Source organism: Streptomyces sp. NPDC085481 (assembly GCF_044541845.1).
Classification (GTDB): domain Bacteria; phylum Actinomycetota; class Actinomycetes; order Streptomycetales; family Streptomycetaceae; genus Streptomyces.
This window is the reverse complement of the sequence record NZ_JBITTJ010000002.1, coordinates 523,998-550,281: the sequence shown is the minus strand read 5'-3', so window position 1 is coordinate 550,281 and position 26,284 is coordinate 523,998. Positions and strand designations below refer to the sequence as shown.

General features: G+C 73.6%; 20 protein-coding genes. 7 read left to right on the top strand and 13 right to left on the bottom strand.

From position 1 onward, the window contains the following. Positions 1–22: 22 nt before the first annotated feature. From ACIGEZ_RS08360 to ACIGEZ_RS08350, 3 genes are all read left to right on the top strand, one after another. Positions 23–760, top strand: coding sequence for an ABC transporter ATP-binding protein (locus ACIGEZ_RS08360; protein WP_399827367.1), 738 nt, complete (start codon positions 23–25; stop codon positions 758–760). Continuing rightward, entirely contained in the window at positions 754–2,841 is a 2,088-nt protein-coding gene (locus tag ACIGEZ_RS08355; protein WP_399827364.1) for an FtsX-like permease family protein, read from the top strand. The genes ACIGEZ_RS08360 and ACIGEZ_RS08355 overlap by 7 nt, the downstream gene beginning before the upstream one ends. Positions 2,842–3,090: 249 nt before the next feature. Continuing rightward, the gene (locus ACIGEZ_RS08350; protein ID WP_399827361.1) at positions 3,091–3,579 is read left to right on the top strand and encodes a DUF1877 family protein; all 489 of its coding nucleotides are present in this window, start codon (positions 3,091–3,093) and stop codon (positions 3,577–3,579) included. Between the two features lie 50 nt (positions 3,580–3,629). Here the strand turns inward: ACIGEZ_RS08350 and ACIGEZ_RS08345 are convergent, their stop codons facing one another. Continuing rightward, a complete protein-coding gene (locus ACIGEZ_RS08345; protein WP_399827358.1) occupies positions 3,630–4,547 on the bottom strand; it encodes an NADP-dependent oxidoreductase in 918 nt (305 codons plus the stop codon). A gap of 126 nt (positions 4,548–4,673) precedes the next feature. On the opposite strand from ACIGEZ_RS08345, the gene ACIGEZ_RS08340 reads away from it, so the two are divergent. Continuing rightward, a complete protein-coding gene (locus ACIGEZ_RS08340) occupies positions 4,674–5,936 on the top strand; it encodes a LuxR C-terminal-related transcriptional regulator (RefSeq protein WP_399827356.1) in 1,263 nt (420 codons plus the stop codon). A gap of 110 nt (positions 5,937–6,046) precedes the next feature. Then, positions 6,047–7,735 (top strand): bifunctional 3'-5' exonuclease/DNA polymerase, encoded by a 1,689-nt coding sequence (locus tag ACIGEZ_RS08335; RefSeq protein WP_399827354.1) that lies wholly within the window; start codon positions 6,047–6,049, stop codon positions 7,733–7,735. Positions 7,736–7,813: 78 nt separating this feature from the next. On the opposite strand, the gene ACIGEZ_RS08330 is transcribed toward ACIGEZ_RS08335, so the two are convergent. Then, complete coding sequence (locus ACIGEZ_RS08330; RefSeq protein ID WP_399827351.1) at positions 7,814–9,094, bottom strand: hypothetical protein; 1,281 nt, start codon at positions 9,092–9,094, stop codon at positions 7,814–7,816. A 63-nt stretch (positions 9,095–9,157) separates the two neighbouring features. Further along, complete coding sequence (locus ACIGEZ_RS08325) at positions 9,158–9,667, bottom strand: SigE family RNA polymerase sigma factor (protein ID WP_399827348.1); 510 nt, start codon at positions 9,665–9,667, stop codon at positions 9,158–9,160. A gap of 133 nt (positions 9,668–9,800) precedes the next feature. Here ACIGEZ_RS08325 and ACIGEZ_RS08320 point away from each other — a divergent pair, with 133 nt between their 5' ends. Together ACIGEZ_RS08320 and ACIGEZ_RS08315 are read left to right on the top strand one after the other, a co-directional pair. Continuing rightward, a complete protein-coding gene (locus ACIGEZ_RS08320) occupies positions 9,801–10,193 on the top strand; it encodes a DUF6479 family protein (RefSeq protein WP_399827345.1) in 393 nt (130 codons plus the stop codon). A 36-nt stretch (positions 10,194–10,229) separates the two neighbouring features. Beyond that, a complete protein-coding gene (locus ACIGEZ_RS08315; RefSeq protein ID WP_399827342.1) occupies positions 10,230–10,964 on the top strand; it encodes an RNA polymerase subunit sigma-70 in 735 nt (244 codons plus the stop codon). A 34-nt stretch (positions 10,965–10,998) separates the two neighbouring features. On the opposite strand, the gene ACIGEZ_RS08310 is transcribed toward ACIGEZ_RS08315, so the two are convergent. From ACIGEZ_RS08310 to ACIGEZ_RS08265, 10 genes are all read right to left on the bottom strand, one after another. Beyond that, positions 10,999–11,199, bottom strand: a complete 201-nt coding sequence (locus ACIGEZ_RS08310; RefSeq protein ID WP_399827340.1) for a hypothetical protein — start codon at positions 11,197–11,199, stop codon at positions 10,999–11,001. After that, positions 11,199–12,482, bottom strand: a complete 1,284-nt coding sequence (locus ACIGEZ_RS08305; protein ID WP_399827338.1) for a cation:proton antiporter — start codon at positions 12,480–12,482, stop codon at positions 11,199–11,201. Before ACIGEZ_RS08305 ends, ACIGEZ_RS08310 begins: the two co-directional genes overlap by 1 nt. An 87-nt stretch (positions 12,483–12,569) precedes the next feature. Then, positions 12,570–13,592 (bottom strand): guanitoxin biosynthesis L-enduracididine beta-hydroxylase GntD, encoded by a 1,023-nt coding sequence (gntD, locus tag ACIGEZ_RS08300; RefSeq protein ID WP_399827336.1) that lies wholly within the window; start codon positions 13,590–13,592, stop codon positions 12,570–12,572. Between the two features lie 82 nt (positions 13,593–13,674). Further along, positions 13,675–13,824 carry a hypothetical protein gene (locus ACIGEZ_RS08295; RefSeq protein ID WP_399827333.1) on the bottom strand — a complete coding sequence of 50 codons (150 nt, stop codon included), beginning with the start codon at positions 13,822–13,824 and terminating at the stop codon, positions 13,675–13,677. A 216-nt stretch (positions 13,825–14,040) separates the two neighbouring features. Beyond that, the gene (gene rsgA, locus ACIGEZ_RS08290) at positions 14,041–15,168 is read right to left on the bottom strand and encodes a ribosome small subunit-dependent GTPase A (RefSeq protein ID WP_399827331.1); all 1,128 of its coding nucleotides are present in this window, start codon (positions 15,166–15,168) and stop codon (positions 14,041–14,043) included. Further along, positions 15,165–15,872, bottom strand: coding sequence for a 4'-phosphopantetheinyl transferase (locus ACIGEZ_RS08285; RefSeq protein WP_399827328.1), 708 nt, complete (start codon positions 15,870–15,872; stop codon positions 15,165–15,167). The genes rsgA and ACIGEZ_RS08285 overlap by 4 nt, the downstream gene beginning before the upstream one ends. Positions 15,873–15,876: 4 nt before the next feature. Then, complete coding sequence (locus ACIGEZ_RS08280) at positions 15,877–16,551, bottom strand: hypothetical protein (RefSeq protein WP_399827326.1); 675 nt, start codon at positions 16,549–16,551, stop codon at positions 15,877–15,879. Continuing rightward, complete coding sequence (locus ACIGEZ_RS08275) at positions 16,548–17,810, bottom strand: MFS transporter (RefSeq protein WP_399827323.1); 1,263 nt, start codon at positions 17,808–17,810, stop codon at positions 16,548–16,550. The genes ACIGEZ_RS08280 and ACIGEZ_RS08275 overlap by 4 nt, the downstream gene beginning before the upstream one ends. Next, entirely contained in the window at positions 17,807–26,047 is an 8,241-nt protein-coding gene (locus ACIGEZ_RS08270) for an amino acid adenylation domain-containing protein (protein WP_399827322.1), read from the bottom strand. The genes ACIGEZ_RS08275 and ACIGEZ_RS08270 overlap by 4 nt, the downstream gene beginning before the upstream one ends. Further along, positions 26,044–26,283 carry an MbtH family protein gene (locus tag ACIGEZ_RS08265; RefSeq protein ID WP_399827319.1) on the bottom strand — a complete coding sequence of 80 codons (240 nt, stop codon included), beginning with the start codon at positions 26,281–26,283 and terminating at the stop codon, positions 26,044–26,046. Before ACIGEZ_RS08265 ends, ACIGEZ_RS08270 begins: the two co-directional genes overlap by 4 nt. Position 26,284: the final 1 nt, after the last annotated feature.

Genomic DNA, 26,284 nt, shown 5'->3' with positions numbered 1-26,284 from the left:
GTCCGGGCGGTTCGCTGGGGCCATGACGACTTACGCCGTTCGGCTCGGCGGCCTGCGCCGCCATCACCGAGACGTCCGCGCCCTCGACGGCGTCGACCTCGACTTCCCCACCGGCACCTTCACCGCCGTGATGGGCCCGTCCGGATCGGGGAAGTCCACGCTGCTCCAGTGCGCGGCCGGCCTCGACCGCCCGACCGCCGGGCGCGTCGAGGTCGGCGGGGTCGCCCTGGAGGGCCTGAGCGAGCGGCGGCGCACGCTGCTGCGGCGGGACCGGATCGGCTTCGTGTTCCAGTCCTTCAACCTGCTGCCCGCGCTGACCGCCGCCCAGAACGTGGCCCTGCCGCTGCGGCTCGCCGGGCGCCGCCCGTCCCGTACGCAGGTACGGGACGCCCTCGCCCGGGTCGGCCTCGCGGGCCGTGAGCGGCACCGGCCCGGCGAGCTCTCCGGCGGGCAACAGCAGCGGGTGGCCCTCGCGCGGGCGCTCATCACGCACCCGGCGGTCCTCTTCGGCGACGAGCCGACCGGCGCCCTGGACTCCACGACCGGCCGTGAGGTCCTGGACATGCTGCGCGAGCTGGTCGACACGGAAGGGCAGTCGATCGTCATGGTCACGCACGACCCGGTGGCCGCGGCCCGCGCGGACCGCGTGGTGTTCCTGGTCGACGGCCGGGTGCAGGGCGAGCTGTACGCGCCGACGGCGGGCGCGCTGGCCGAGCGGATGGCGGGGCTCGAGCCGCGGGGTGGTGCGGTCCCGTGCTGAGCGTCGTGGTCTCGGGGCTCCGGGCCCGCTGGGCCTCCTTCCTGGGGAGTTTCACCGCGCTGGCGCTCGGCGTCGGGCTGCTCGCCGTCATGGGACTCGGGCTGTCCGCCGGCGCCCACGCGCCCGAACGGGCGCCGCAGCGATTCGCGTCCTCGCCCGTCGTCGTGCAGGGTCAGGACCGGCTGTCCGTGGAGGTGCGGCGCGGGCCGGGGACCACGGTGGCGAGCGGGCGGCTCGACCGTCCACAGCCTGTGGACACCGAACTCCTGCGCGAGCTGCGGGCCCGCTGGACCGTCACCTCCGCGGGCGGGCCCGACGCCGTCGGCGTCGACGCGCCCGCCGAGCGGGTCCTGGCCCTCGTCGGCGACCGGGCCCAGGTGCTCACCGGCGACGAGCGGCGGCGGGTCGACCCCGAGACCGAGCGGGACGCCAGGGCCCTCGTCACCCTCAACGCCCTGCTCGGCACCGCCGGCGGCGTCACCGCCTTCGTCTCCGTCTTCGTGGTCGCCTCCACCTTCGCCTTCGCCGTCGCCCTGCGGCGGCGCGAGTTCGGCCTGCTGCGCACGGCCGGGGCCACGCCCGGCCAGGTGCGGCGGATGCTGCTCGCCGAGGCGGCGGCCGTCGGGGTGCTCGCCTCGGCCGCCGGGTGCCTGCTCGGGGCCTGGGGCGCGCCCCGTCTCGCCCGGGTGCTGGTGGACGGCGGGGTGGCGCCGTCCTGGTTCACGATCGGGAGCGACGCCGTGACCTGGCCCTTCCACACCGCCTTCTGGACCGGGGCGGGCGTCGCCGTCGCGGGCGCGGTCGCCGCCTCCCGGCGGGCCGGGCGGGTCGGCCCGACGGCGGCCCTGCGCGAGGCGGACGTCGACACCGACCTGCTGCCGCCCGGCCGGGCGCTGCTCGGCGCGGGGCTGCTGCTCGGGGGCCTCGGGCTGCTGGTGTGGACGTGCGCGACCGAGCCTTCGGAGCTCCTGAAGCGCAAGACGTACACAACCCAGCCGATGCTGCTGATCAGCGGTGTGGCCCTGCTCTCCCCGCTGCTCGTCCGGCCCGCCGCCCGTGCGCTGCGGCTGCCGGGGGCGGTCGGCACTCTCGTACGGGAGAACGGCGCGGCCGCCGTACGCCGTACCGCAGCCGTCGCCGCCCCGGTCCTGGTCACGGTCGCGCTGGCGGGCACGCTGCTCGGCTCGGCGGCCACCGTGACGAACGCCAGGGCGGCGGAGGCCCGGCAGCAGACGGCGGCGGCGTACGTGACGACGGGCAGCGGCCTGCCGCTGCCCGTGCCCCGGTCCGGCGCCGCCACCGGCGCGAGTTCCGTGTTCGTACGGGACGGGGCCGAGGCCCTGGTCAAGCACGGGGCGCGGGCGGTGGCCGACCCGGCCGCCTGGGCCTCGTACGCACGCCTTCCGGTCGTCGCGGGCGACCTGCGGGGCCTGGACGACCGGTCGATCGTCGTGAACGAGGACTTCGGGCGGCGGACGGTCGGCGAGAGCGTCGAGGTGTGGCGGGCGGACGGGAGCGGGCCGGTACGGCTGCGGATCGCGGCGGTGCTCGCGAAGGGGACCGGCGCCAACGGCCCGTACGTGACCTGGGCGAACGCCCCGGGCGCGACGGCGGACCGGATCGACACGGACCTGCCGGCCCCGGTGCCCGGCGGCACCGTCCGCACCGCGGCGGCCTGGGCCGCCGCCACCCACCCGGTCACCACCCCGCAGACCCGCCTTGGCCTGCTCCTGGTGCTCGGCATCGCGCTCGTCTACACGGTGATCGCCCTCGCCAACACCCTGCTCATGGCCACCTCGGTACGCGGCCCGGAACTGGCCTCGCTGCGGCTGGCCGGCGCCACCCGGGCGCAGATCCTGCGGGTGGTCGCGGGCGAGACGCTGCTCGCGGTGGGGATCGGCGCGGCCCTGGGCCTGGGCGTCACCGCGCTCTGCCTGGGTGGCCTGGGCGCGGGCCTCGCGGCCCTCGCCGCGCCGGTCGCGCTCACCGTGCCGTGGGGCGCGGTCGGCGCGGCGGCGGGGGTGTGCGCGGTGGTCGCGACGGCGGCCTCGGCGCTCCCCGCGTGGCGGCTGACGGCTTGAGGAGCGAGGCTGGGAAGTCGGGACGGGACAGGGACCGGGGTCGGAGCCGGGTCCCTGTCCCGTCCCGCCCCCCTTGCTCCTGTCCCCGTACCGCTGTCGCTGCTCCTGTCCCCTGCCGCTGTCCCTGTTCCTGTCCCCTGCCGCTGCCCTTGCTCCTGTCCCGTGCCGCCTCCGGCCGCTGTCAGTGGCGGGAGGTACGTTTCCGTCCGGCTGGCCCGAGCCGCGGGCCGTCGAACGGGGGAACACGCGGTGAGCCACCACCTGCACCTGAGAGCCGTTGCGGAAACGGACGTCAAGGACGATCACGCCTTTCTCGCGGCGTTCATGTCCACGGCCTGGGACAACCACGAGGTGGAGTGCGCCGCGGGCGTCGCCGACTCCATAGAGAAGGACTCCGCCACACTCCACGACCTCTACGGGACGAGCGCCGACGACGCCTCCCGGCTGCCGGTCTACGGCGGCCGGCCGCCCTCCGGCGCCCCGGCCGACCGTCCGGCCGACCCGCCGCTGACCGTGCTCGACCCGGCCGGGGTGCGCGGGGCGGCGGCGTTCCTGACGGCCGTCTCCTTCGACGAGCTCTGGTCCGCCGCCGGCGACGGGATCCACGCCTCCTTCGGCCCCGGCTGGTCCGAGACCCTGGTCCGGGAGATCCACCTCGGCCACCACGGCGGCCTGCGGGCCTTCTACGGCCGGGCCGCGGCGGCGGGGCACGCGGTGGTGAAGGCGGGCTGGTCCTAGACGTCCCTCAGGGCCCGCCCGCGCCGGGCCGGCCCGCCACCGGACGGGCGCTACGGCAGCAGCACGAGCTTGCCGCGGACATGGCCCGACTCGCTCAGTTCCTGGGCGCGGGCGGCCTCCTTCAGGGGGAAGGTGTCCGCGAGGTCGAGGCGGAGGCGGCCCTCGGTGACCAGGCGGGCCTGGGCCGTGAGCCAGCCCCGGGCGACGGGCGGCTCGACGGTGACGCCGGAGAAGACGATGCCGTGGTCGGCGGCGTCCGGGGCGGCGATGGTGACGATGCGGGACCTGTCGCCGCCGAGCAGCTCGACGGAGACCGGCAGGGTGTCGTGGCCGGCCGCGTCGAAGACCGCGTCGACGCCCTGCGGGGCGGCCGCCCGGACACGGTCGGCGAGGCCCTCGCCGTAGGTCACGGGGGTCACGCCGAGCTCGCGCAGGAAGGCGTGGTTGCGCTCGGATGCCGTGCCGATGACCGTGACGCCGGACGCGACGGCCAACTGGGCGGCGACCGCGCCGACGGCGCCCGCGGCGCCGTGCAGGAGCAGGGTCTCGCCCTCGCGGACGCCGAGCAGGTCGAGGACGCGCTGGGCGGTCTCGCCGGCGACCGGGAGGCTCGCGGCCTGCTCCCAGGAGAGGGCGGCGGGCTTGGCGGCGACGACACCGGCGATGGCGTACTCCGCGTAGGCACCGGTCTTCGTCCAGCCGAACACCTCGTCGCCGACGGCGAACTCGCTCACGCCCTCGCCGAGCGCGTCGACCGTGCCCGCGAACTCCAGGCCCGGCACGGCCGGGAACGTCGTCGGGTAGAACTCCTCCACCCAGCCGTGACGCCGCTTCCAGTCCACCGGGTTGACGCCGACCGCCGCCACCTTCACGCGCACCTCGCCCGGACCGGGCTGCGGCACCGCCACGCCCGTCTCGTGGCGCAGCACCTCGGGGCCGCCGAACTCCTCGTAAACGATCGCTTCCATGGTGATCCCCCAGGTCGTGGTGATGATCCGTTCCGATGGGACAAGCCTCGCTCCCGCACCACCCGGTCCCCGCCACCCGAACGGACAGTCCCACCTGTCCGAAAGGACGGTCGTACCCTGGTGCCCATGGAACTCACCGCGACCGGCGCCCTGTTGGCCGCCCACGACATCATCGGCCAACCGCTGGGCGAGATCCTGCCCCGGCTCTCCGAGGTCCTGGCCCCGCTGATCCCGCACCGGGCCGCCGCCGAGCTCTCCACGCACTGCGCCCACTCGCCGTTCAAACGGACCGAGTCCGACCTGCCGTTCACCGCCGCCGAGCTCACCCCGCTGCTCGCCGCCGGCACCCCGGGCCGGCCCTGGCAGGGGCGCGCGGTCGTCGGCGGGGCGGAGCGGGAGGTGATCGCGGTACGGAGCGACGCCACGCCCCGCGGCTCGGTCCTCGTGCTCGTACGGGAGGACGACGCGAAGCCCGCGAAGGAGACCGAACTCGCCGTCGCGCAGGCCCTGTGGGACCTGGTGACCAGCCACTTCGACCGGTTCTCCAGCGAGGCGATGCCGGGGGCGCTGGCCCGCTCGCGGGCCGCGGCCGACACCCGGGCGCGGGTGACCGCCGAGCTCACCACCGCGCACGCCGCCGCCCTCTCCGGAGTGCTCGGGGTGCTGCGCAGCCGCGCCCTGGACGACTCCGCCGCCCGCGCGACCGCGACCGACCTGGCGGTGTCGGCGCTGGTCGAACTGCGGGCCGAGGCCCAGCGGGACCGCTCGGTCGCCGAGGAGCCCGCCTTCGAGGCCTTCGCCCGGCTCGCCGACACGCTGCGCCCGATGCTGCGGCACAGCCCGGTACGGCTCGAACTCGGTGCGCCGGACGCGAGCAACTCCACCCGCACCCTCCCGGGGGACGTGGCGCACGGCGCCCGGGCGATCGTGCGGGCGCTGCTCCTGGTGGTCCTGGAACAGGAGGCGGTCTCCCGAGTGCACGTCGGCTGGACGCTGACCGAGCACGAGCTGCGCGCCTCGGTACGGGACGACGGTCCGGGGCTGCTCGACGCCTGCCCGCTGGGCGCGGGCAGCATCACCGACCGCCTCGAAGTGCTCGGCGGGCGCCTGGAGATGGACGCCGTGCCCGGCTGGGGCACCACCCTGACCGCGACCCTGCCACTGGCCCTGCCGGAGGCACCGGTCGCCGCGATGGACCCGCTCAGCGGGCTCGGTGAGCGCGAGGTGGAGGTGCTGACGCATCTGGCGCTCGGGCACCGCAACCGGCAGATCGCGCAGGAGCTGCACATCAGCGAGTCCACGGTGAAGTTCCACGTCGCCAAGATCCTGAACAAGCTCGGGGTCGGCTCCCGGGGCGAGGCCGCGGCCCTCTTCCACAAGGCGGCGTAGCCGCACGGCTCGCCGTGCCGGCCACCCACCGTGTGTGGGACGGCCACGGCCATCCACAGGGCGGCGCCGCCACCGGGTCGTTGTCAGTGGCGGGTGCCAGACTCGCACCCGTGACCGAAAGGTGGGCACTCGCGCCCGAGCCGGAGGGGGACGGGGCGCTGCTCGTCCCCCTCGGGCCCGACGCGCTGCCCGCCGGCGAGGTGCGGCGGGAGCCGGACCTGGTGGACGCCGTCCGCTCCCGCCCGGACGTCGCCCGCTGGGTGTGGCGCGCCACCGCCGAGGTGTATCCGCGGCTGCTCGCGGCGGGGGTGCGGGTCGAGCGGTGCTACGACGTCGAGGACGCCGAGCAGCTCCTCCTCGGCCACGAGGGGCGGCTCGGCGAGCCCCGCTCGGCCGCGGCCGCCTGGGCCCGGCTGCACCAGGCGCCGGTGCCCTCCGACCCGCCGCTCAGAGCGGCCGAACCCGGCTCGCAGGACTCCCTCTTCGAGCCGGCGCCCACCGTGGGACTGCCCTTCGACGCCCTCCTTGAGGTGTACGCGGAGCAGCAGCGCCGCCACGACCTGACCGAGCACCCGGGCCGGATGCGACTGCTCACGGCCGCCGAGTCCGCCGGGATGCTGGTCGCCGCCGAGATGCACAGGGCCGGGCTGCCCTGGCGGGCCGACGTGCACCGGGAGGTGCTGCACGGGCTGCTCGGGGAGCGGTACGCGGGCGGCGGCGAGCCGCGCCGGCTCGCGGAGCTGGCCGACGAGGTGTCCGCCGCCTTCGGCCGCCGGGTGCGGCCCGATCTGCCCGCCGACGTGGTGCGGGCCTTCGCGCAGGCCGGGATCCGGGTGCGGTCCACCCGGCGCTGGGAGCTGGAGGAGCTCGACCACCCGGCGGTCGCGCCCCTCGTGGCGTACAAGAAGCTGTACCGGATCTGGACCGCGCACGGCTGGTCCTGGCTGCAGGACTGGGTGCGCGACGGCCGCTTCCGGCCCGAGTACCTGCCGGGCGGCACGGTCACCGGGCGCTGGACCACCAACGGCGGCGGGGCGCTGCAGATCCCCAAGGTCATCCGGCAGGCCGTCGTCGCCGACGAGGGCTGGCGGCTCGTCGTCGCCGACGCCGACCAGATGGAGCCGCGGGTGCTGGCCGCGATCTCCCGCGACCCGGGCCTGATGGAGGTCGCGGGCCACCCCGACGACCTCTACACCCGGCTTTCCGACCGGGCCTTCTCCGGCGACCGGGACCACGCCAAACTGGCCCTGCTCGGCGCGGTCTACGGGCAGACCAGCGGCGACGGTCTGAAGAACCTGGCCGCGCTGCGCCGCCGTTTCCCGCGCGCGGTGGCGTACGTGGACGACGCGGCGAAGGCGGGCGAGGAGGGCCGGCTGGTGCGCACCTGGCTGGGCCGCACGAGCCCGCGGGCGGCCGGCGCGGCCGAGGACGAGGAGGCGGGCCTGCCACAGGGCCTCCCACAGGAGGAGGGCGCCGAGGGGTACGTCCCGGGGTACGCGTCGACCGACGCCCGCGCCCGGGGCCGCTTCACCCGCAACTTCGTCGTCCAGGGCAGCGCCGCCGACTGGGCGCTGCTGATGCTGGCGGCGCTGCGGCGGGCCACCGCGGGGATGCGGGCCGAGCTGGTGTTCTTCCAGCACGACGAGGTGATCGTGCACTGCCCCGCCGAGGAGGCGGAGGCGGTCACGGAGGCGATCCGCGCGGCGGGCGACGAGGCGGGGCGGATCGCGTTCGGGGCGACGCCCGTGCGGTTCCCGTTCACGACGGCGACGGTGGAGCGGTATTCCGACGCCAAATGACGCCGGCACACGGGCAGCCGACATGACGGTCCGGGCCCCCGCCGGGGCCCGGACCGTCGCTCAGGGGCTGATCCAGTGCTACTTCCGGGTCAGCGCGCGCCACTTCGGGCTCAGCGCGATGGCCTTCAGCTGCTCCGTCGTCAGCGCCGGCTCGGCGCGCGTGGCGGCCTCGTGCTGGGTGCCGGCGTTGAAGGCGGAGATGACGACCCGGAAGTCGTCCGGGCCCAGGGTGTCGGCGGTCCACATCACGACGCCCTCGCCGCCCTTCTCGCCCGGCTCCTTCGTCAGCCGCACCCGCGTGTCATCCGGCTCGACGGTGACGTCACCGCCGCTGAAGAGCTCCTTGCGCACGTCCATGAAGGGCTGGACGTTGATCTGGACGAGGCTCCTGCCCTTGCCGTCGTCGACGACCACATAGCCGTAGCCGCTGTCGCCGCCCTTGGAGACCGTCCGCACGCCCTTGGGCATCAGGGAGACCAGCGTCGACTGGATCTCGGCGGCACTGGGCTCGTGCCTGGCCCCGCCGCCGGCGCCGGGGTTGTCCGGCTGGATGGCCGGCAGCCGCTCAAGCAGCGGGCGCCAGCCCGCGGCCGTGACCAGCGTCTTCAGCTGGGCCGGGTCGAACGGCGGGTCGGGCCGGCTGATCGGGGCGTCCTTCTGGGTGGCCGCGTTCCACTCGCTCGCGTCGACGAGGAAGCCGTCCCGGGTGAGCAACACGGCCCGCCAGCTCTTGGTGTCCACGCGCCGGTCGGGGTACTCGTACCCCTGGACGACCATCAGGCGGGAGCCGTCCGCCAGCCGCTCGGTCTTGCAGTCGTCGAACGGCACGGCCACCGGGTCGGGGCAGGTGACCTGGCCCTCGCCGGACTCCGGGGAGAAGCTCGCCCGGTACAGGCCGACGGAGACGCCCGCCTTGCCCTTGCCGTCGTCGTACACGGCGGTGACGGACTGGCCCTTGCCTTCCGGGTCCTGGATCTCCCAGTCGCCGGCCGGGGTGTTGCCCTTGAGGACGGTCACGAGGTCGGCGACGGGGATCTCGGCCTCGCCGCCCGGCTTCACCTCGCCGCCCCCCTTGCCGGTGGGCCTTGGCGCCGCCACCGAGGACTTCTCCACGGCCTCCCCCCGGCCGAGGACCGATCCGCCGTAGACCCCGCCCACGCCGATCGCGGCGAGGGCCAGGGTGCCGCCGGCCACGGCGAGCCGGCGGCGCAGCAGCCGGCGCCGGCCGCGGGTGAGGCCGCCGGTGACCAGTTCGCGGTGGTCGTCGGCCTCGAAGGCTGCTCCGGTGCTGCGCAGGGCCGCGCCCAGTTCCTCCTCGAATCGTCCGTTCGTCGCTTCGTGCTGTTCGTGCTGAGGCATGGCGGGATCACCGTCTCCGGTTCCGTGGGTCGAAAATGAGGATCGGGGGTGGTGCGGCGCGGGTCAGCGGGCGGCGAACTCGGTGATGCTGCCGCCGAGCCGGTCGCGCAGCTTCCCCAGCGCGCGCACCGACCGGGTGCGGACCGCCGCCGAGCTGACGTGCAGGGCGTCGGCGGTCTCCTCGACGGTGCGGTCCTCCCAGTAGCGCAGCACCACGACCGCCCGGTCCTTGGGTGCGAGCCCGGCCAGGGCGTCGAGCAGGGCGATCCGCAGGGTGGGGTCCTCGCCGTTGTCGGGGAGGTGGTCGGGCAGCTCGCCCAGGGGGCGCTCGGTGGCCGAGCGGCGCCGCTGGTGGCTGAGGAAGGTCCGTACGAGCACGGTCTGTGCATAGGCCGCCGGGTTGCCGACGCGGGCCATACGGCCCCACACGGCGTACATCCGGCCGAGCGTCTCCTGCACCAGGTCCTCGGCGAGATGCGTGTCGCCGCTGGTCAGCAGGCACGCCGAGCGGAACAGATGCCCCGATCGCGCCGAGGCGAACTCCAGGAACCCGTCCGCGCGGGACGTTCTCATGTCCCTCCCCTCCGTCGCTGTCACGAGTTCGCTTGGTTGCTTACACCCCATTGACGCGGCGGGCGCGGGCAAATGTTTCAGATGGAATTCGGTCCGTGGGAACAAACAGCGCGAAACGGGGTAATCCTGGAGTATGAACACTTTCCTCGTGGATTCCGCCCAGGTGACCACGGCGGCCGGTGTCTGGCAGTCCGGGCTCGCCCAGGTCATCGGCGGTCTGGTCGTGGTCGCCGTCCTCATCGGCGCCTTCGCGCTCGGCATCCGGATCAGGAACAGGGAATCTCCGCCTCCCGACCCCGAAACGCAGCCGCACCGGCCCGACAGCGACGAGTTGCCCGGCGAGACGAGCGAGTACCGCCGGCCGCACGAGATGCCGCAGACCGACGGCGAGCACCGGCTCATGCCGTACCAGCTCGGCACCTCCGGGAGCGAGACCTCGCCCGACCCGCCGAGCGAGGAGAAGCGCAAGTGGGGCGGGATTTCCAGCGGCGGCTTCGGCAGCGGCGGAACCGGCCACGGCGACTGACGACGACCCATGTCCCTGCCGATGGACGATCACGGCGTGCTGACGGAGCGCTTCGAAGAGCACCGGACGCGGCTGAGAGCGGTCGCGTACCGGTTGCTCGGCTCCTACGGCGAGGCCGACGCGGCCCTGCGCGAGGCGGGGCTGCGGCTGAGCCGCGCCGACTCCGACGAGAGGGACCGGACGGTCGTCGCCCGGGTCTGCCTGGAGCGGCTGCGCTCGCGCGAGGCCCACAGCGCGGACCCGCCGGACCCGTGGGCGCCGACGCCCGCCGAGCGGGTCGCGTCCGTGCTGCACGACGCCTTCGCGGTGCCGTTCGACGAGATCGCCCCGATCGTGGAGCGCACCCCCGCCGCCGCCCGGCAGCTGGTCGTCCGGGCCAGGCGGCGGATGCAGGGCACGGAGGAGATGCCGGAGCCCGATCCGCGGCGCCAGCGCGAGGTCGTCACGGCCTTCCTGGCGGCGGCGCGCGGCGGCGACCTCGACGAGCTGCTCGCGCTGTTCGACGGTGACGTGGTGCTCCGAGCGGACGCCGAGGCGGTACGGACGGGCACGCGGCCCGCGCACGGGGCGCGGGCGGTCGCGCGCGGCCTCGCGGCGCGGGCACGGGAGAGCCGCCCGGCCCTGGTGGGCGGGGCGGCGGGTCTCGCCTGGGCGCCGGACGGGACGCCGCGGACGGTCTTCGGCTTCACCGTCCTGGAGGGCCGGATCACGGCCGTCGACGCGATCGCCGACCGGGAACACCTCGACCGCCTGGACCTGCGGCTCCCCTGAGGACCCTGGGGACCTGGGCCAGGCCCTGGGGGTGTCAGGCGGCCTTGGCCGTCTCCGTCACCCAGCGGGCGAGGACCTGCTGCCTGCCCCCGCCGGCGGCTGCCTGCGCCAGCTCGGCGAGGAGGACGCCGACCTGGCCCTCGCCGCGCACGACGGAGATGATGCGGCAGCCACGGGTGATGACGACGGTCCCGTTGGAGCGGTGTTCGTATCCGAAGGTGTGGGCGGGATGCATCACTTGACTCCGATCGCTTCCTTGTCCGGGGACTCGGCCGACAGCTCGGCCTCGGGCAGCCGCGGCTCGCCGCCCATGCCGAGCAGCCGGAGCAGCGGACCGGCCATGGCGGTGGTCACCAGGGCCATCAGCACCATCATGGTGAACAACTCGGGCCCGATCAGACCCAGTTCGCGGCCCACGCCGAGGATGACGATCTCGGTGAGCCCGCGGGTGTTCATGAGCGTTCCGAAGGCCGCCGAGTCCCGCCAGCTCATCCCGGAGAACCGCGCCGGGACGGCCGCACCGGCGAACTTGCCTACGATCGCCGCGACGAGCACGAGCAGCAGGGCGACGAGTCCGGACCAGCCGAGCCCGCCGACGTCGACGGAGAGGCCGGTGACCACGAAGAAGACCGGCAGGAGCAGCGAGGACGCCTTCTCCAGCGGCACCTCGATCTGCCGGCGCAGCTCGGGCAGCGCGTCCCTCGGCATGATCAGGCCGAAGGCGAAGGCCCCGAAGATGGCGTGAATGCCGACCCACGAGGTCGCGAAGGCGGAGAGCAGCACGCCGGCCGCCACGACCGGCAGCCGCCCGTTGCCGGCCCAGCGCAGCGCCCGCCGGAGCAGCGGGCGGACCGCGAAGAGCATCACGGCGGCGTACACCGCGGTCCAGCCGAGCACCTGGAAGAACCCGCCGGTGCCGCCGGAGCCGGCCATGGCGACCACCAGGACGAGCACGCACCAGGCGACCACGTCACCGGCGGCGGCGCAGGCCATGGCGGTGGTGCCGACCCGGGTGGTGCCGAGGTTCTGGTCCCGGATGATCCGGGCGAGCACCGGGAAGGCGGTGATGGAGAAGGCGGTGGCCAGGTAGAGCACGAACATGTCGGAGCCGACCCCGGCGGGCGCCAGCGAGTCGTAGAGCAGCGCCGCCGCGCCCGCACCGACCGCGAAGGGCACGGCCATCGCGAGGACGGCCGTGGAGCCGACCGAGGCGGTGCGGCCCCGCAGCTTGCCGAGGTCCAGCTCCCAGCCGGCCAGGAACATGAAGAGCGCCAGGCCCACCTGGGAGAGGGCCGAGAGCATCGGCCTGGCCTCCGGCGGGAAGATCAGCGCCGGAAGGTCACCGGGAAGGAGACCTAGCAGGCTCGGGCCGAGCATCAGGCCGGCGGCGATCTCCGCCACCACCGGCGGCTGGTGGATCCGTCTGCCGAGCCGGACCATCACCGCCCCGACCACCAGCACGATCGCCACGTCGGCCAGGACCACCGCGTCGATCGGCACACCTTGGGACGCTGCCATCGCGCCTCTCCTCCCCTTGGTCCTCCGGTGATAGCAGACGTCGCTGACGGCGGCCGCCCGGTCGGGGGCGGCCGCCGTGGCGCAACGTCAGATCAGGACACGCCCGGCGGCCGTGTCCCGGGTCTCGCGCGACTTGCGCAGATCGCGGGTGATGATCGCCTTCTGCAGCCAGCGGTCGGTCCCGTCGTAGCGGGCCGTGAACGCCTTGCGGCCGTGTACGGCCAGGTAGTTGTCGACCACGAGCAGCGTGCCGGCCTCGACGACGACGTCCTGGGTGGCCTGCTCCAGCTCGCGGACGAGCTCCTTCAGCGCCTGCTCGGCGGCGGAGTCGCCCTCGACGCAGCGCATGAAGAAGGGGTCGATCCGCAGGTACGGGGAGTCGGGGGCGCCGAAGAGCACGGCGACCGGCTCCGGCGTCTCGCGCATGGCCCGCATCCGCAGCAGCCCCGGGTGGTCGGGCTGCTGGGCGGCCAGCTGCCGCAGGTGCTCGTCGTCGGGAAGGATGTAGAAACGCGGCTCGGAAAGGATCTTGCGGGTCTCCGCACTGAGCGCCACATCGCGGATGGAGGCGACGGTGGTCGGCACCCGGTCGTGGTTGCGGATCCCGAAGAGGGCCAGATAGTCGCACCGGTAGGGGTGGAATCCGTCCTCGGTGTGCCATTCCAGCAGGACATCACTGCCGTGACCGCTCTGCTCGTTCTCCTCGCCGGCGATCGGCAGCACGTTCTGGATCATTCGGCCGGTCTGCAGAGTAGGCCAGCTGAATATTTCACCGAGGCTTTTGCCGATGAGCGACAGGAAGATTTCCTCGCGTCGGGTGCGGAGCGACGCGGCGGCTTCCGCCCAGTTCTTCGGCGTGGGCCCGACGCCCTCGTCGTCGACGGTGAATCCCCTGATCTTGAAAGCGTGGGCCGGATCGTCGCGGCGGAACTCCGCGAGGAACTTCCGCAGCCCCACGGGAAGCCGGCCGGTCAGGTCCCAGGCCTCGTCGTGGAAGCGCGGGTGGCCCGGGTCACTGCCCGTCTCCTTCAGCTCGGCGATCAGCGCGTCCAGCTGGGCGACTTCGTCGGTGGACAAGTCGTAGTGGAGTACGCCCTCTTCAATGGTCACGGGAATTCGCCCTCTCTGGCATGGTGGGTGGGGGAGGCCGGGGCGGCCTGGGGGTGCCCCCACGCCCCTGGCGTGGGGAGGGTCAGTCCCAGCCCCAGCTGTCGCCGCCGTCGGTCGCGGTGGCGTTGCTCGTGTGCAGGGTGTCGGCGGCCTGCGCGGCGGAGGCGCCCATGACGGACGCGGAGATCGCCACGGCGCACGAGACCAGGTAGACAAACGCCTTGCGTCGCATTTTCTTTACCGTCCGATTCCCTCGAAGTGGCTTGTGGCTTACTCGATTTGGCTTTCGCAGCAGCTTTTGACCGGCTGCTGTCGAGTAATCTGCCAGGGGCCGAACGGGCATTACAAGGAGTTCAGTTGGCACCAAGGTGCAGTGGCTGCAAGTGGCCACATCCGCCACCCGTGGCCGAGAAGCTATGGCCGAGAAGCGGGTGTGGCCGGACCACCGTCAGAACGCCTTACGGTGTTTCCCGCCGCGCTTGCGCTCGTACATCTCGCGGCCCGCCGCCTCACGGCGACGCCATTCCCGGCCGAGCTCGGCACGCAGCCGGGCATCGGTCCGTGAAGCGATCCAGGCGCTCTCGCGCAGGAGTTTGCGGTAACTCTCGAACCGGCGGTGCGAGAGGGTGCCGTCCTCGACCGCGGCGAGGACCGCGCAGCCGGGTTCGGCGTGGTGTTCACAGTTGTGGAAGCGGCAGTGCGCGGCCAGCTCCTCGATCTCCGCGAACACCTGGGTCAGGCCGTCGTTCGCCTCCCACAGGCCGACACCGCGCAGCCCCGGGGTGTCGATCAGCAGCCCGCCGCGGGGCAGCAGGAGCAGGTCGCGCGTGGTGGTGGTGTGCCGGCCCTTGCCGTCGCTGCCGCGTACCTCCCCCGACTCCTGCTCCTCGGCCCCGAGCAGGGCGTTGACGAGCGTGGACTTGCCGACGCCCGACTGGCCGAGCAGTGCGGACGTACGGCCGGAGAGCGCGCCGGCGAGGGCGTCGAGGCCGTCGCCGCCGAAGGCGCTGACGGGGAAGACCTCGGCGCCGGGCCCGGCCTCGGCGACATCGGCCACCAGGTGGGTGATGTCGGGGACGAGGTCGGTCTTGGTCAGGGCGACCACGGGCTGGGCACCGCTGGACCAGGCCAGGGAGAGGAAGCGTTCCAGGCGGCCGAGGTCCAGCTCGACGGCGAGCGAGACCGCGATGACCGCCAGGTCGATGTTGGCGGCGAGCACCTGCCCCTCGGAGCGGGCAGAGGAGGTCGACCGGGTGAAGCGGGTACGGCGCGGCAGCAGCGCCCGGACCACGGGCCCGCCCCCGGTGGCGGGGGACGGTTCGACGACCGCCCAGTCGCCGGTGCAGGGCCCGGCGGTCGGGTCCGTGTCGAGCACGGGCCCGCTGTCGGCGCGTAACACCGTGACGGGCGAGTCGGGGTCCGCGCCGTCCACGGCGGCCACCACCTCGCAGCGGCCGCGGTCGACCCGCACCACCCGGCCCGGGACGGACCCGGGGCCGGCGTGCGGGGCGAAGGCGTCCGCCCAGGTGACGTCCCACCCGTAGGCGGCGAGTGTCGGTACAAAGGCGCTGGTCACAGCGGTCCCCTCGATCGGTGGTGCGGATCGGGGCCATTGTCCGGCCGGCGGACGGCCGTGGCCGTGAGGACCAGGCCCTCCCTGACCAGAAACCCTCCGTCGAACCCGGTCAGCCGTACGCCGTCCACCACCGGCCCCTCCACGAGCAGCCGCGCGCTGAACGTCGACGTGCGCGGCTGGAACGTGACGGCGGCCTCGGTGAAGTCCAGCCAGCGCCCGGTCAGCGGCGACCAGGCCTTGTAGACGCTTTCCTTGGCGCTGAACAGCGCCCGGTCCCAGTGGATCTCGGGCCGCGCCACCGCCAGTTCGGCCAGGTGGGCCCGCTCCTCCTCGCCGGCGACCATGTGCAGCACGCCGGTGTGGTCGAGCGCGGCGTGCGGTTCGGCGTCGATGCCGACCGCCGCCAGCTCCGCGCCACGGGCCACCGCGGCGGCCCGGTAGCCGGTGCAGTGGGTGATGCTGCCGACGATCCCGCGCGGCCACTGCGGGGCGCGGGAGGCCCCGTACGGGATGGCGACGGGGGCCACGCCGAGCCCCCCGAGGGCCTGCCGCGCACAGGCCCTGGCGGTGGTGAACTCGCGGCGCCGCGCGGGGACGGCGTGGACGAGCAGGTGCTCCTCGCCCGGGAAGGGGACCGGCGCCCCGGCCGGGTCGCCGAACGCTTCCGCGGTCGCGACCGTCCGGGGCAGCAGTTCCTCGATCATCGGGCTAGCCGGCCTTCCTCAGGTCGACCGGCGGCCGCTCCGCGTCCGCCACGGACCTCAGCGCCGATATCGTCGCCGTGTCCTCCCACCACCGGATGGGGCGGTCGATCGGATCGATCGGCATGACGGACTTGAACATGTCGTTCTCGAGGTTGGCGAGCTCCGCGTCGTACGGCTTGCCGACGGCCTGGAACGCCCGCTGGATGCGGGTGCGCCGCTTGTCGATGGCCTCGGCGTTGCGCTCGAAGGTGGAGGCCGGCTGGAGCAGGAAGTAGGTGTGCGGGGAGCCGTGGTTGTACCGCGGCGAGTGCTCCGGGTAGCAGGGCGCGAAGGAGACGACGAAGAAGCGCTCACCCTCGATCATCGCGTACCAGGTCTCGTCGGGCTCCGGGTCCTCCGCGATGTACACGGACGGGTAGATCTCGCACAGCGCCTCGAAGAAGCGCCTGGTGAGCCGGGTCAGGGACGCCAGGCTCGCGCCCAGGGCCCCGTCGGCGAAGGTGAGCACCATGCCGTCGTACTCGCGCTCGCGCGCGGTGCGGAAGAACTCGGCGATGGTGTCCTGGTGTTCGCGGAGTCCGGTCTCGATGTCGGCCGTGTGGACGGTGACCGGGGGCCCCATCTTGGACGGCTTGGCGAACGGGCAGAGGGTCTTCTTCACGATCTGGTCGAAACTCATGATGACCTCACCACTTCTTCACTTTCCTTGCTGGCCGTGGGGTCGGCGGCGCGGCAACCGAGCACGTAGAACCACCAGCCGGCGATGACCAGGGCGATGAGCGCCGCGAACATGGCCGCAGGGGAGGCGTGCACGAGGAGGAAGCCGCAGATGATGGGGCCGACCGCGACCCCGATGTGCACGAGGTTCTGCGCCCCGAAGTAGCTGCCGCGGAGGTTCGCGGGAGCGATGTTGTCGATGAACATGTACTCGGCGGGGACGACGATGACCTCGCCGAGGGTGAAGACCACGATCGCGGCGACGATGATCCACACGTCGGTGGACAGGGCCATGCCGATCAGGCCGAGGACGAACGCCCCGGTGCCCCAGGTCAGCCAGCGCAGGAGGGTCTTCTCCTTGAGCCGGCTGCCGATGACGTACTGGGTGGAGATCACCACGATCGCGTTGGCGGCCGAGATGTACGCGACGAGCTGGTAGGCGGTGTCGCGGGACTCGACCAGGACCAGGTACTGGGACATGTAGGTCAGCAGCGGGCCGTAGACCACGATGCTGAGGATGCCGCCGAGGGTGAACAGGCCGAGCCGGCGGTCGGCCCGCATGACCCGGAGCACCTCGCGGAAGTTCATGGACTCGTCGTCGGACCCGCCCTCGGCGTCCGTCCCCTTCTTCGCCAGGGCGTCCCCGACGAAGAGCCGGCGGAAGATCGCGAGCGGCAGGAGGGCGGCGAAGATGACGCCGGCGGCCAGCCAGAACGGGCCGCCGGCACCGGCCTTGACCGTCCACACGCCGAGGAAGGGACCGACGGCCGCGCCGATGTTCTGCAGCGAGTAGCGCAGCGAGAACACCTTGGCGCGGTTCTCCGAGGGCAGCAGGTCGGCGAGCAGCGCGTTGGCGGTGACGCTCATCGACGAGGACGCGGTGTTGGCGACCAGCAGGACGCCGATGACCAGGATCGGGGAGTCGATGAACGGCAGCCCCGCGTAGAGCAGGGTGAGCAGCACGTCCAGGGCGATCATGAAGTCGACCTTGACGAACCGGTCGGCGAGGTAGCCGCCGTAGACGCTGACCATCGTGCCGACCAGCAGGCAGACGCCGAGGACGTAGCCGACGCTGGCGCCGTCCATGCCGAGCGAGTCGTTCAGGTAGATCGGCAGATAGGCGAGGATGCCGAAGAAGCTGACCGCCCGCGCCATGGCGCACAGCAGCATGATCCGTACGGCGGTGGGCAGTTCGCCGATCAGCTTGAGGAAGTTCTTCATGCGCCGGCCTGCCCCGCGATGGTCTCGATGATCTCGATGAGGGTTTCCTTGACGAAGTCGATCCGCTTCGCGTCGAAGAGATCGGGGTGGTGGCCGAAGAGCAGTTCCAGACGCTCTCCGGGGATCACGGTGATGCCGAGCGGATAGTGCGAGACGCCCTTGGCGCCGTCGGTGCGCTCGGTCGCGCGCAGCTCGCCGAGGCCGGCGAAGCCCTCCTCCTGGTCGGGGTAGTTCTGGAAGACGTAGTACGAGTCGAACAGCTCGCCCACACCGGCCAGCCGCTGGATCTCGGTCAGCCCGAGGTGGCGGTGCGGGAAGACGTCGAACTGGGCGGACTGGACCCGGGTGAGGGTGGTCCGCAGCGGCTCGCCGGCCTCGGCGCGCACCCGCAGCGGCACGGTGTTGATGAGCAGGCCGACGACGGACTCGATGCCCTCGATCTCGGCCGGCCGCTCGGAGACGGTGGTGCCGAAGACGACGTCGCCGCTGCCGGTGAGCCGGCCGAGGAGCAGCCCCCAGGCGGTCTGCACCGCCGTGTTGAGGGTGATCCCGAGGCGGCCGCAGGCCCGCTCCAGGTCCCGGGTGAGCTCGGCCGGCAGCACCGCGCTCGTCATCCGGGGCAGCACGTGGGAGGCGAGGCCCGGGTGTCCGACGCGGGTCGGTCCGGCGAGCCCGTCCAGGTACGTCTGCCAGGCCGTGACCGCCTCCGCCTGGTCCTGCTCGGCCAGCCAGGCCAGGTACTCGCGGTACGGGGTGACCGGTGGCAGCTCCTCGCCGCGGCCCGCGTACAGCGCGAACAGGTCGTTCCAGACCACCGGCATGGACCAGCCGTCGAGCAGGATGTGGTGGTCGGCGACGAGCAGCTCGTGGCGGGTGGCGGCGAAGCGGATCAGGGTGAAGCGGAGCATCGGGCCGCGCGCCAGGTCGAAGCGGAGCCTCGCGTCCTCGGCGACGATCCGGTCCCGCTCGGCCTGCTGGTCGGCGGGCGGCAGGCCGGTCAGGTCGTGCAGCTGCCAGGGCACCTCGACGGAGGACCTGATCACCTGGACGGGATTCTCCAGACCGCGGACGGCGAACGCGGCCCGCAGGTTGGCGTGGCGCATGAGCAGCCCGTGGGCGGCCACGCGCAGCCGCTCGGCGTCGAGCGGTCCTTCCAGGTCGAAGACGGTCTGCCCCTGGTACGGGTCGTCGTCGTGCTCCGGGTCGGCCGCGGCGCTGACGTGGAGCAGCAGACCCTGCTGGAGCGGGGCGAGCGGCAGCACGTCGTCGAGGCCCGGGTAGCCGCGCTCCAGCTCGGTGAGCGTGGACTGCTTGAGCGGGAGCAGGGTGATGTCGGAGGGGGTGAGGCCACCGAGCTCGGGGTGGCCGGTGAGCGTGGCGAGCCCGCCGAGCAGCTGCTCGAAACGGTCCGCGAGGGCCGCGACCTCGTCCGCGCCGAAGAGGCCGGTGTCCCAGCGCCAGCGTGCGGTGAGGCCCGCGCCTTCGGGCCGTACGTCCACCTGGAGGGCGTACGGGGCGTCCGCCGGGGCCTCTGAGCCGTACCGGAGCACGACCCGCGAGGGGGTGAACTCCGCGTTCCGGCCGGCCAGTTCCGCGTAGTTGCGGCCGTCGGCCGGGACCGAGCGGACCTGTTCCTTGATGCGCTTGAGGGCGCGGGCGAGGCCCTTCGGGTCGGTGAGCGCCTTGTCGAGGTTGGCCAGGCCCGGGGTGAGCTTGACCGGGTACGGCGTGCCGGCCCGGTCCGCCGCCAGGTCGACGCGGAGCGCGGACTGGGCGGCGGGCAGGCGCTTGGCGCGCCACTCGATGAGGGCGGGGGCCAGGGCGGTGAGCGCGATGTGCTCGGGCGCGGCGTGGAAGAGCGTCGGCAGCGCCGTGAGCAGTGCGCCGGCCGGTTCGCCGGTGACGGTCCTGGCGAACTCCCCGTAGGCGAGTGCCGGTTCGCCGTAGGAGGGGTCGGGGGTCTCCAGGGTCTTCAGCCAGTACGGCAGCTCGGTCGCGGCCACCGCTGCCGGGTCGACCGTCTCGGCGGCCTGTGCCGCCCGGGCGATCAGCGCCTCGACGGTCTGGTGCTGGAAGACGTCGCGCGGGGTGATGACGAAGCCCTCCGCGCGGGCCCTGCTGACCAGCTGGATCGAGCGGATGGAGTCGCCGCCCAGGTCGAAGAACTGGTCGTCGACGCCGACCGTCTCCAGACCGAGGACCTCGGCGAACAGCCGGGCCAGGGTGACCTCCCGCTCGGTGCGGGGCGGCCGGACGGCACGCGAGGTGAAGTCCGGGGCGGGCAGCCGGCGGGTGTCGAGCTTGCCGTTCGGGGTGAGCGGCAGCCGGTCGAGCAGGACCACGGCCGCGGGGACCATGTGCTCGGGCAGCTGCTTGGCGGCGTGCCGGCGGACCTCGAGGGCAAGCTTGCGGGTGTGCTCCTCGGCGCGCGGGTCGTTGCCGTGCGCGTACAGGCTCTGTCCGGCGGCCGCCTTGTGCCGGAAGACGTCGGTCAGCCAGGGGGCTGCGGCCCGCTCGGGGCCGATGAGGACGGCGTCGAAGCGGTCGCCCTCGGCAGCGTCGGTCCAGGTCAGCCGGGCCTCGTAGCCGAGCTCGGCGGCCAGCGCGTGCACGGCCTCCGGGTCGGTGCCGGGCCGCTCGCCCGCCATGAGCTCGCGCACGGTGACGGAGCTCTCCGTACGGACGCGGTGGGCGGTGTCGACCTCGGCGGCGACGCGCCAGTTGGGGATGCCCGTGACGCGAAGCAGCGCGGGCCGCTCGGCCTCCAGGTGGGCGCGCACGGCGTCGAGGCCGCCGAACACGATCTCCTGCGCGTCGGCCACGGAGACCAGGGACGCGCCCTGCTTGTGCAGGACGACCTCGTAGCGGAAGTCGGTCAGCTCGTTGCGGTGGTGGGCCCGCTTGAGCTGGATGTCGACGCCCGCGACCTCGGGGAGCTCCTCGCCGATCCGGCTGAAGAACGCCGGGTCCAGGAGGAGTTCGCTCTCCAGGGCCATGGTGTGTTCGACCAGCTCGCGCACCACGCCGGCCTGCTCGTCCGCATGCGCGCCGTCGTGCAGGGCGATCGCGGTGAGGAAGGGGTGGAGCAGGCCGAGGTGGCGGATGTCGCCGAGGAAGATCCGGCCGCCGGGCTCCAGGAGCTCCATGGCCTGCCTGATCACGTCGATCAGGTAGTGGACGCTCGGGAAGTACTGGGCGACGGAGTTGATGACCACGGTGTCGTACGTGTGGCCGGCGAGGTCGCCGATCTCGTGCGCCGCGAGACTGCGCAGCATGATCTTCTCGCGCAGCTCCGACTCCTCGGCGCGGTTGCCGAGGGTCTGGATGAGCGAGGGCGAGAAGTCGACTCCCGTGTAGTGGTCGACGTGCGGGGCCACCTTCCACAGGATGAGGCCGGAGCCGACCCCGACCTCCAGGACGCGGCGCGGCTTCAGGTCGAGGATGCGGGTGATGGTGGCGGCCTGCCACTCGCGCATCTGGTCGAGCGGGATGGGCCGGTTGTCGTAGCTGCTGTTCCAGCCGGTGAAGTCCTGCTCGACGCCCAGGTCCTCCTGCTCGCTGTAGCCCTGCTCGTGGATCTCCTGCCACTTGTCGACGTGCTCGATGTCGTCGGCGAGGTCGTGCCCGCGCTCCTCGCCGCTCCTGGCCACGACGTAGCCGATGAGCTGCTTGTGGTCGGGGGTGTCCTCGCGGACGACGACGGCGGACTGGGCGACGTCCTCGTGGGTGTCGAGGACGGCCTCGATCTCGCCGAGCTCGATCCGCATGCCGCGGATCTTGACCTGGTCGTCGGCGCGGCCGGTGAAGTCGACGACGCCTTCGCCGGAGGGCAGGGTGCGCCACTTGGCGAGGTCGCCGGTGCGGTACATGCGGCCGCCGGGCTCCCCGTACGGGCAGGCGACGAACCGTTCGGCGGTCAGGCCCGGCCGGTTGAGGTAGCCACGGGCGAGGCCGTGGCCGGCGATGTACAGCTCGCCGACGACACCGGGCGGCACGGGCCGCAGTTCGGCGTCGAGGAGGTAGACGCGGGTGTTGTGCAGCGGGCGGCCCACGGGCACCGAGTCGGCCTCGAAGGCGGGCCCGTTGTCGCCGACCCGCCAGTACAGGGTGTCGACGGTGGCCTCGGTCGGACCGTACGCGTTGATCATGGTCCGGCCGCGCGACCAGGTCGCGGCGAGCCCCGGCGGGCAGGCCTCGCCGGCCACCATGATGTGCGGGACGGCGGCGAGGGCGTCCTCGGCCATCGAGCCGAGGATCGTCGGCGAGAACGTGATGTGGGTGGGCTTGTAGCGGGCGGTCAGCGCACGCTGGCGGTCCGGGGAGAGCAGCTCCTCCGGCGAGGTCAGGATGACGGCCGCGCCCGAGAGCAGCGTGCAGCACATCTCGCAGAAGGTCGGGTCGAAATTGATCGACGAGAACTGCAGGAACCGTGAGTTCGCGTCGAGACCGAACCGCTCGATGTAGCTGCGGGCCAGGTTGGGGATGCCGAGGTGGGTGACGGCCACGCCCTTGGGGCGGCCGGTCGAGCCCGAGGTGTAGATGACGTACGCCAGGTCGCCGGGGCGCAGCGGGGCGCGCCGGTCGGCGTCGGTGGGCGCGTGGTCGGGCCGGGCGTCGAGCTCCGCCCGTACGGCCGGGTCGTCGAGTTCGAGCCGGAGGACGTCCCGGGCCTCGGCGGGCAGCTTGGCGACGACGTCGCCGGTGGTGATCAGCACCCGCGGGCGGGTGTCCTCCACCATGAACGCCAGGCGCTCCGGCGGGTAGTCCGGGTCCAGCGGCAGGTAGACGCCGCCGGCCTTGAGGATGCCGAGGAGGCTCGCGAGCAGGTCGGGCGAGCGGCGCAGCGACAGTCCGACGACGTCGTCGCGGCCCACGCCGAGCCCGATCAGCTGGTGGGCGACCCGGTTGGCGCGCCGGTCGAGTTCGGCGTAGCTGAGCTCGGTGTCCTCGTGGACCAGGGCGAGCGCCTCGGGGGTACGGGCGACCTGGGCCTCGAAGAGCGCCGGGAAGCTGTCGCCGGGCAGGTCGAGTGCGGTGTCGTTCCAGGTGTCGAGGACCGCGGTCCGCTCGGCCTCGTCGAGCAGGTCGATGCTCTCCAGACGCCGCTCGGGGTCGGCGACGACCGCGTCGAGGACCCGGAGGAGATAGCGGGCGAAGCGCTCGACGGTGGACCGGTCGAACAGGTCGGTGGCGTACTCGATCTCGCCGCGCAGCCCGTCGGGGCGGCCCTGGGCGTCGGAGCGCTCGGTGAGCTCGATCGTCAGGTCGAACTTGGCGGTCTGCGTCGGCACCGTCTCGTGGACGGCGTCGAGGCCGTCGAGCCGCCACTCGGGCTCGACGTTGTTCTGCAGCACCAGCATCACCTGGAACAGCGGGTGGTGGCTGGTGGTGCGGGCCGGGTTGAGCACCTCCACCAGGTACTCGAAGGGCAGGTCCTGGTGGTCGTAGGCGGCCAGGTTCGACTCGTTGACGCGGGCCAGGAGCTCGGTGAAGGCCGGGTTGCCCGAGGTGTCGGTGCGCAGCACGAGCGTGTTGACGAAGAAGCCGACGAGCTCGTCGAGGGCACTGTCGGCGCGGCCGGCCAGCGGCGAGCCGAGCGGGATGTCGGTGCCCGCGCCGAGCTTGGTCAGCATCGTCGCGGCGGCCGCCTGGAGCACCATGAAGAGACTGGCCCGCTCCCGCTGGGCGAGGGCCTGGAGCCGCTCGGTGAGCTCGGCGCCGACGTCGAAGCGGACCACGTCGCCGCGGAAGGTGGCGAGCGCCGGCCGCGGCCGGTCGGTGGGCAGGTCGAGCAGCTCGGGCGCGCCGGCGAGCCGGCCCTGCCAGTAGGCGAGCTGCCGGGACATCGGGGACTCGGGGTCCTCGGGGGTGCCCAGGAGCTCGCGCTGCCACAGCGTGTAGTCGGCGTACTGGACGGCGAGCGGCCCGCTCTCGGGGGCGGTGCCGTGCTTCGCGGCCTCGTACGCCTCGCACAGGTCCTTCACCAGCGGGGCGAGCGACCAGCCGTCGGAGGCGATGTGGTGGATGCAGAGCAGCAGGACGTGGGCCTCGGGGCCGGTGCGGAAGACGTCGACGCGGGTGGGGATCTCGGCCGACAGGTCGAAGAGGTAGCCGGCGGCCTTGTCGACCGCCGCCTGCACCTCGGTCTCGGCGACGTCGTGGACGGTGACCTCGACCCGGGCGCCGGCGGCCGGCACCACGATCTGCTCGGCGCCCTCGGGGCCCTCGCCGAAGTAGGTGCGCAGGCTCTCGTGCCGGGTGACCAGGTGGTCCACGGCGGCCCGCAGCGCGGCCAGGTCGAGCGCGCCGGTGAGGCGGACCGCGATGGGCAGGTTGTACGTGGTGCTGGGGCCCTCCAGGCGGTGCAGGAACCACAGGCGGCCCTGCGCGTACGAGACGGGCAGGTGCGCGCCGCGCTCCATCACGCGGGGCGCGGGCCGGGCCGGGACGCCCTCGTCGAGCCGGAGCGCGAGGGCGGCCGGGGTGCGCTCCTCGAAGACGGTGCGGATGGGGAGTTCGACGGCGAGCTCGGCGCGGACCCGGGCCACCAGACGGGTGGCGAGCAGCGAGTTGCCGCCGAGGTCGAAGAAGCTGTCGTCGGCGCCGACCCGGTCGACCCGCAGCACCTCGCGGAAGAGCGCGGCGAGTGCCCGCTCCGCCTCGGTGACGGGTTCCCGGTAGGCGGTGGTGGTACCGAACTCCAGCGGCGGCAGGGCCTTGCGGTCCACCTTGCCGGCCGGGGTCAGCGGGAATCGGTCGAGGACGCCGACACCGGCCGGGACCATGTGCGCGGGCAGCCAGTCGGCGAGCGCGGCGCGCAGCGCGCCCGGCTCGGGGGCGTGGCCGGGCGCGGGCACGACGTAGCCCGCGAGGTGCGTGGAGCCGGGGCCGCCGTCGGAGCGGACCACGACCCGGGCCTGGGCGACCTCGGGCAGGCGGCGCAGCGCCTCCTCGATCTCGCCGAGCTCGATGCGGTAGCCGTGGATCTTGACCTGCTCGTCGACGCGGCCGAGGAAGTCGAGGGCGCCGTCGGGGCGGCGGCGCACGACGTCGCCGGTGCGGTACATGCGGGCGCCGGGGGTGTCGCCGAACGGGCAGGCGACGAACCGCTCCGCGGTGAGGCCGGGGCGGCCGTGGTAGCCGCGGGCGAGGCCGTCGCCGGACAGGTACAGCTCGCCGGGCTCGCCGTCGGCGACCGGCCGGAGCCGCTCGTCGAGGACATGGACGCCGGTGTTCCACATCGGCGTGCCGATGGTCACCGGCTCGCCCGCGCGCACGGGAGCGACCAGGGACCAGATGGTGGTCTCGGTCGGGCCGTACAGGTTCCACACCTGGGCGTGGCCGCCGGCGGCGAGGAAGTCGGCGAGGTCCTGCGGCAGCGCCTCGCCGCCGCACAGCAGCCGCGTCCCGGCCGGGAGGTCGGCCGGGGTCCAGCCGGCCTCGCGCAGCAGCTGCCACAGCGCCGGGGTGCCCTGGATCAGGGTGGGCCCGGCCTCGGCGAGCCGGCGGCGCAGGGCCGCGCCGTCCACGGTGGTCTCGCGCGGCACCAGGTGCAGGGTGGCGCCGTTGACCAGCGGCAGGTAGAGCTCGAGGCCCGCGATGTCGAAGGAGATCGGGGTGGTGGAGAGCACGGTGTCGGTCTCGTGCACGCCGTACCGGTCGGTCATGAAGGCGAGGAAGTTCGCCAGCGAGCGGTGCGTGACGACGACGCCCTTGGGGCGGCCGGTGGAGCCCGAGGTGTAGATCGTGTACGCGCCCTGGCCGGGCCCGGTGAACCGGCCCTCGGGGTCGGTGTCCGCGGCGGCGGCCTCGTCCCCCGGGTGCAGGCGGGCGACGGACGGGTCGACCGGCCCGAGGCCCGGTTCGACGTCCGGGGTGGTGATCAGGGCCCGCGGGCGGGCGTCCGCCGTCATGTACGCCAGGCGCTCGCTCGGGTAGCCCGGGTCCAGCGGCAGGTACATCGCGCCGGCCTTGAGGGTGCCGAGGAGGGCGGCGACCAGCTCGGGCGAGGACGGCAGGGCGACCGCGACGGTGGCCCCGGGGCCGATGCCGAGGCCGATCAGCCGGTGCGCGATCCGGTTGGCGCGGGCGTTGAGCTCCGCGTACGTGAGGGTGGTGACCCCGTCGGTGAGGGCGACGGCGCCGGGGGTGCGGGCGGCCGTCGCCTCGAAGCGGCCGACGAGCCCGCCGGTCCACGGGGCGACGGGGCCCGCGGAGTGCTCCAGCTGTGCGGTCATGAGTGCAGGTCCTGTCCGGTGGTCGCCGCCGGCGCGAGGGCCGTCCAGTGCTCCTCGACGTACGCGAGGCAGGCCGTACGCGTCTCGGGGCCGAACGCGGCCTCCCAGCCGGCCGGTATCTCGGCGAAGTCGGGCCACAGCGAGTGCTCACCCGCGGCGTTGGTCAGCACGCGGTAGCCGCCCGACTCGTTCTCGAACGGATTGGTGGTCTCCGTTGCCTGGTCTGCCGTGCTCATG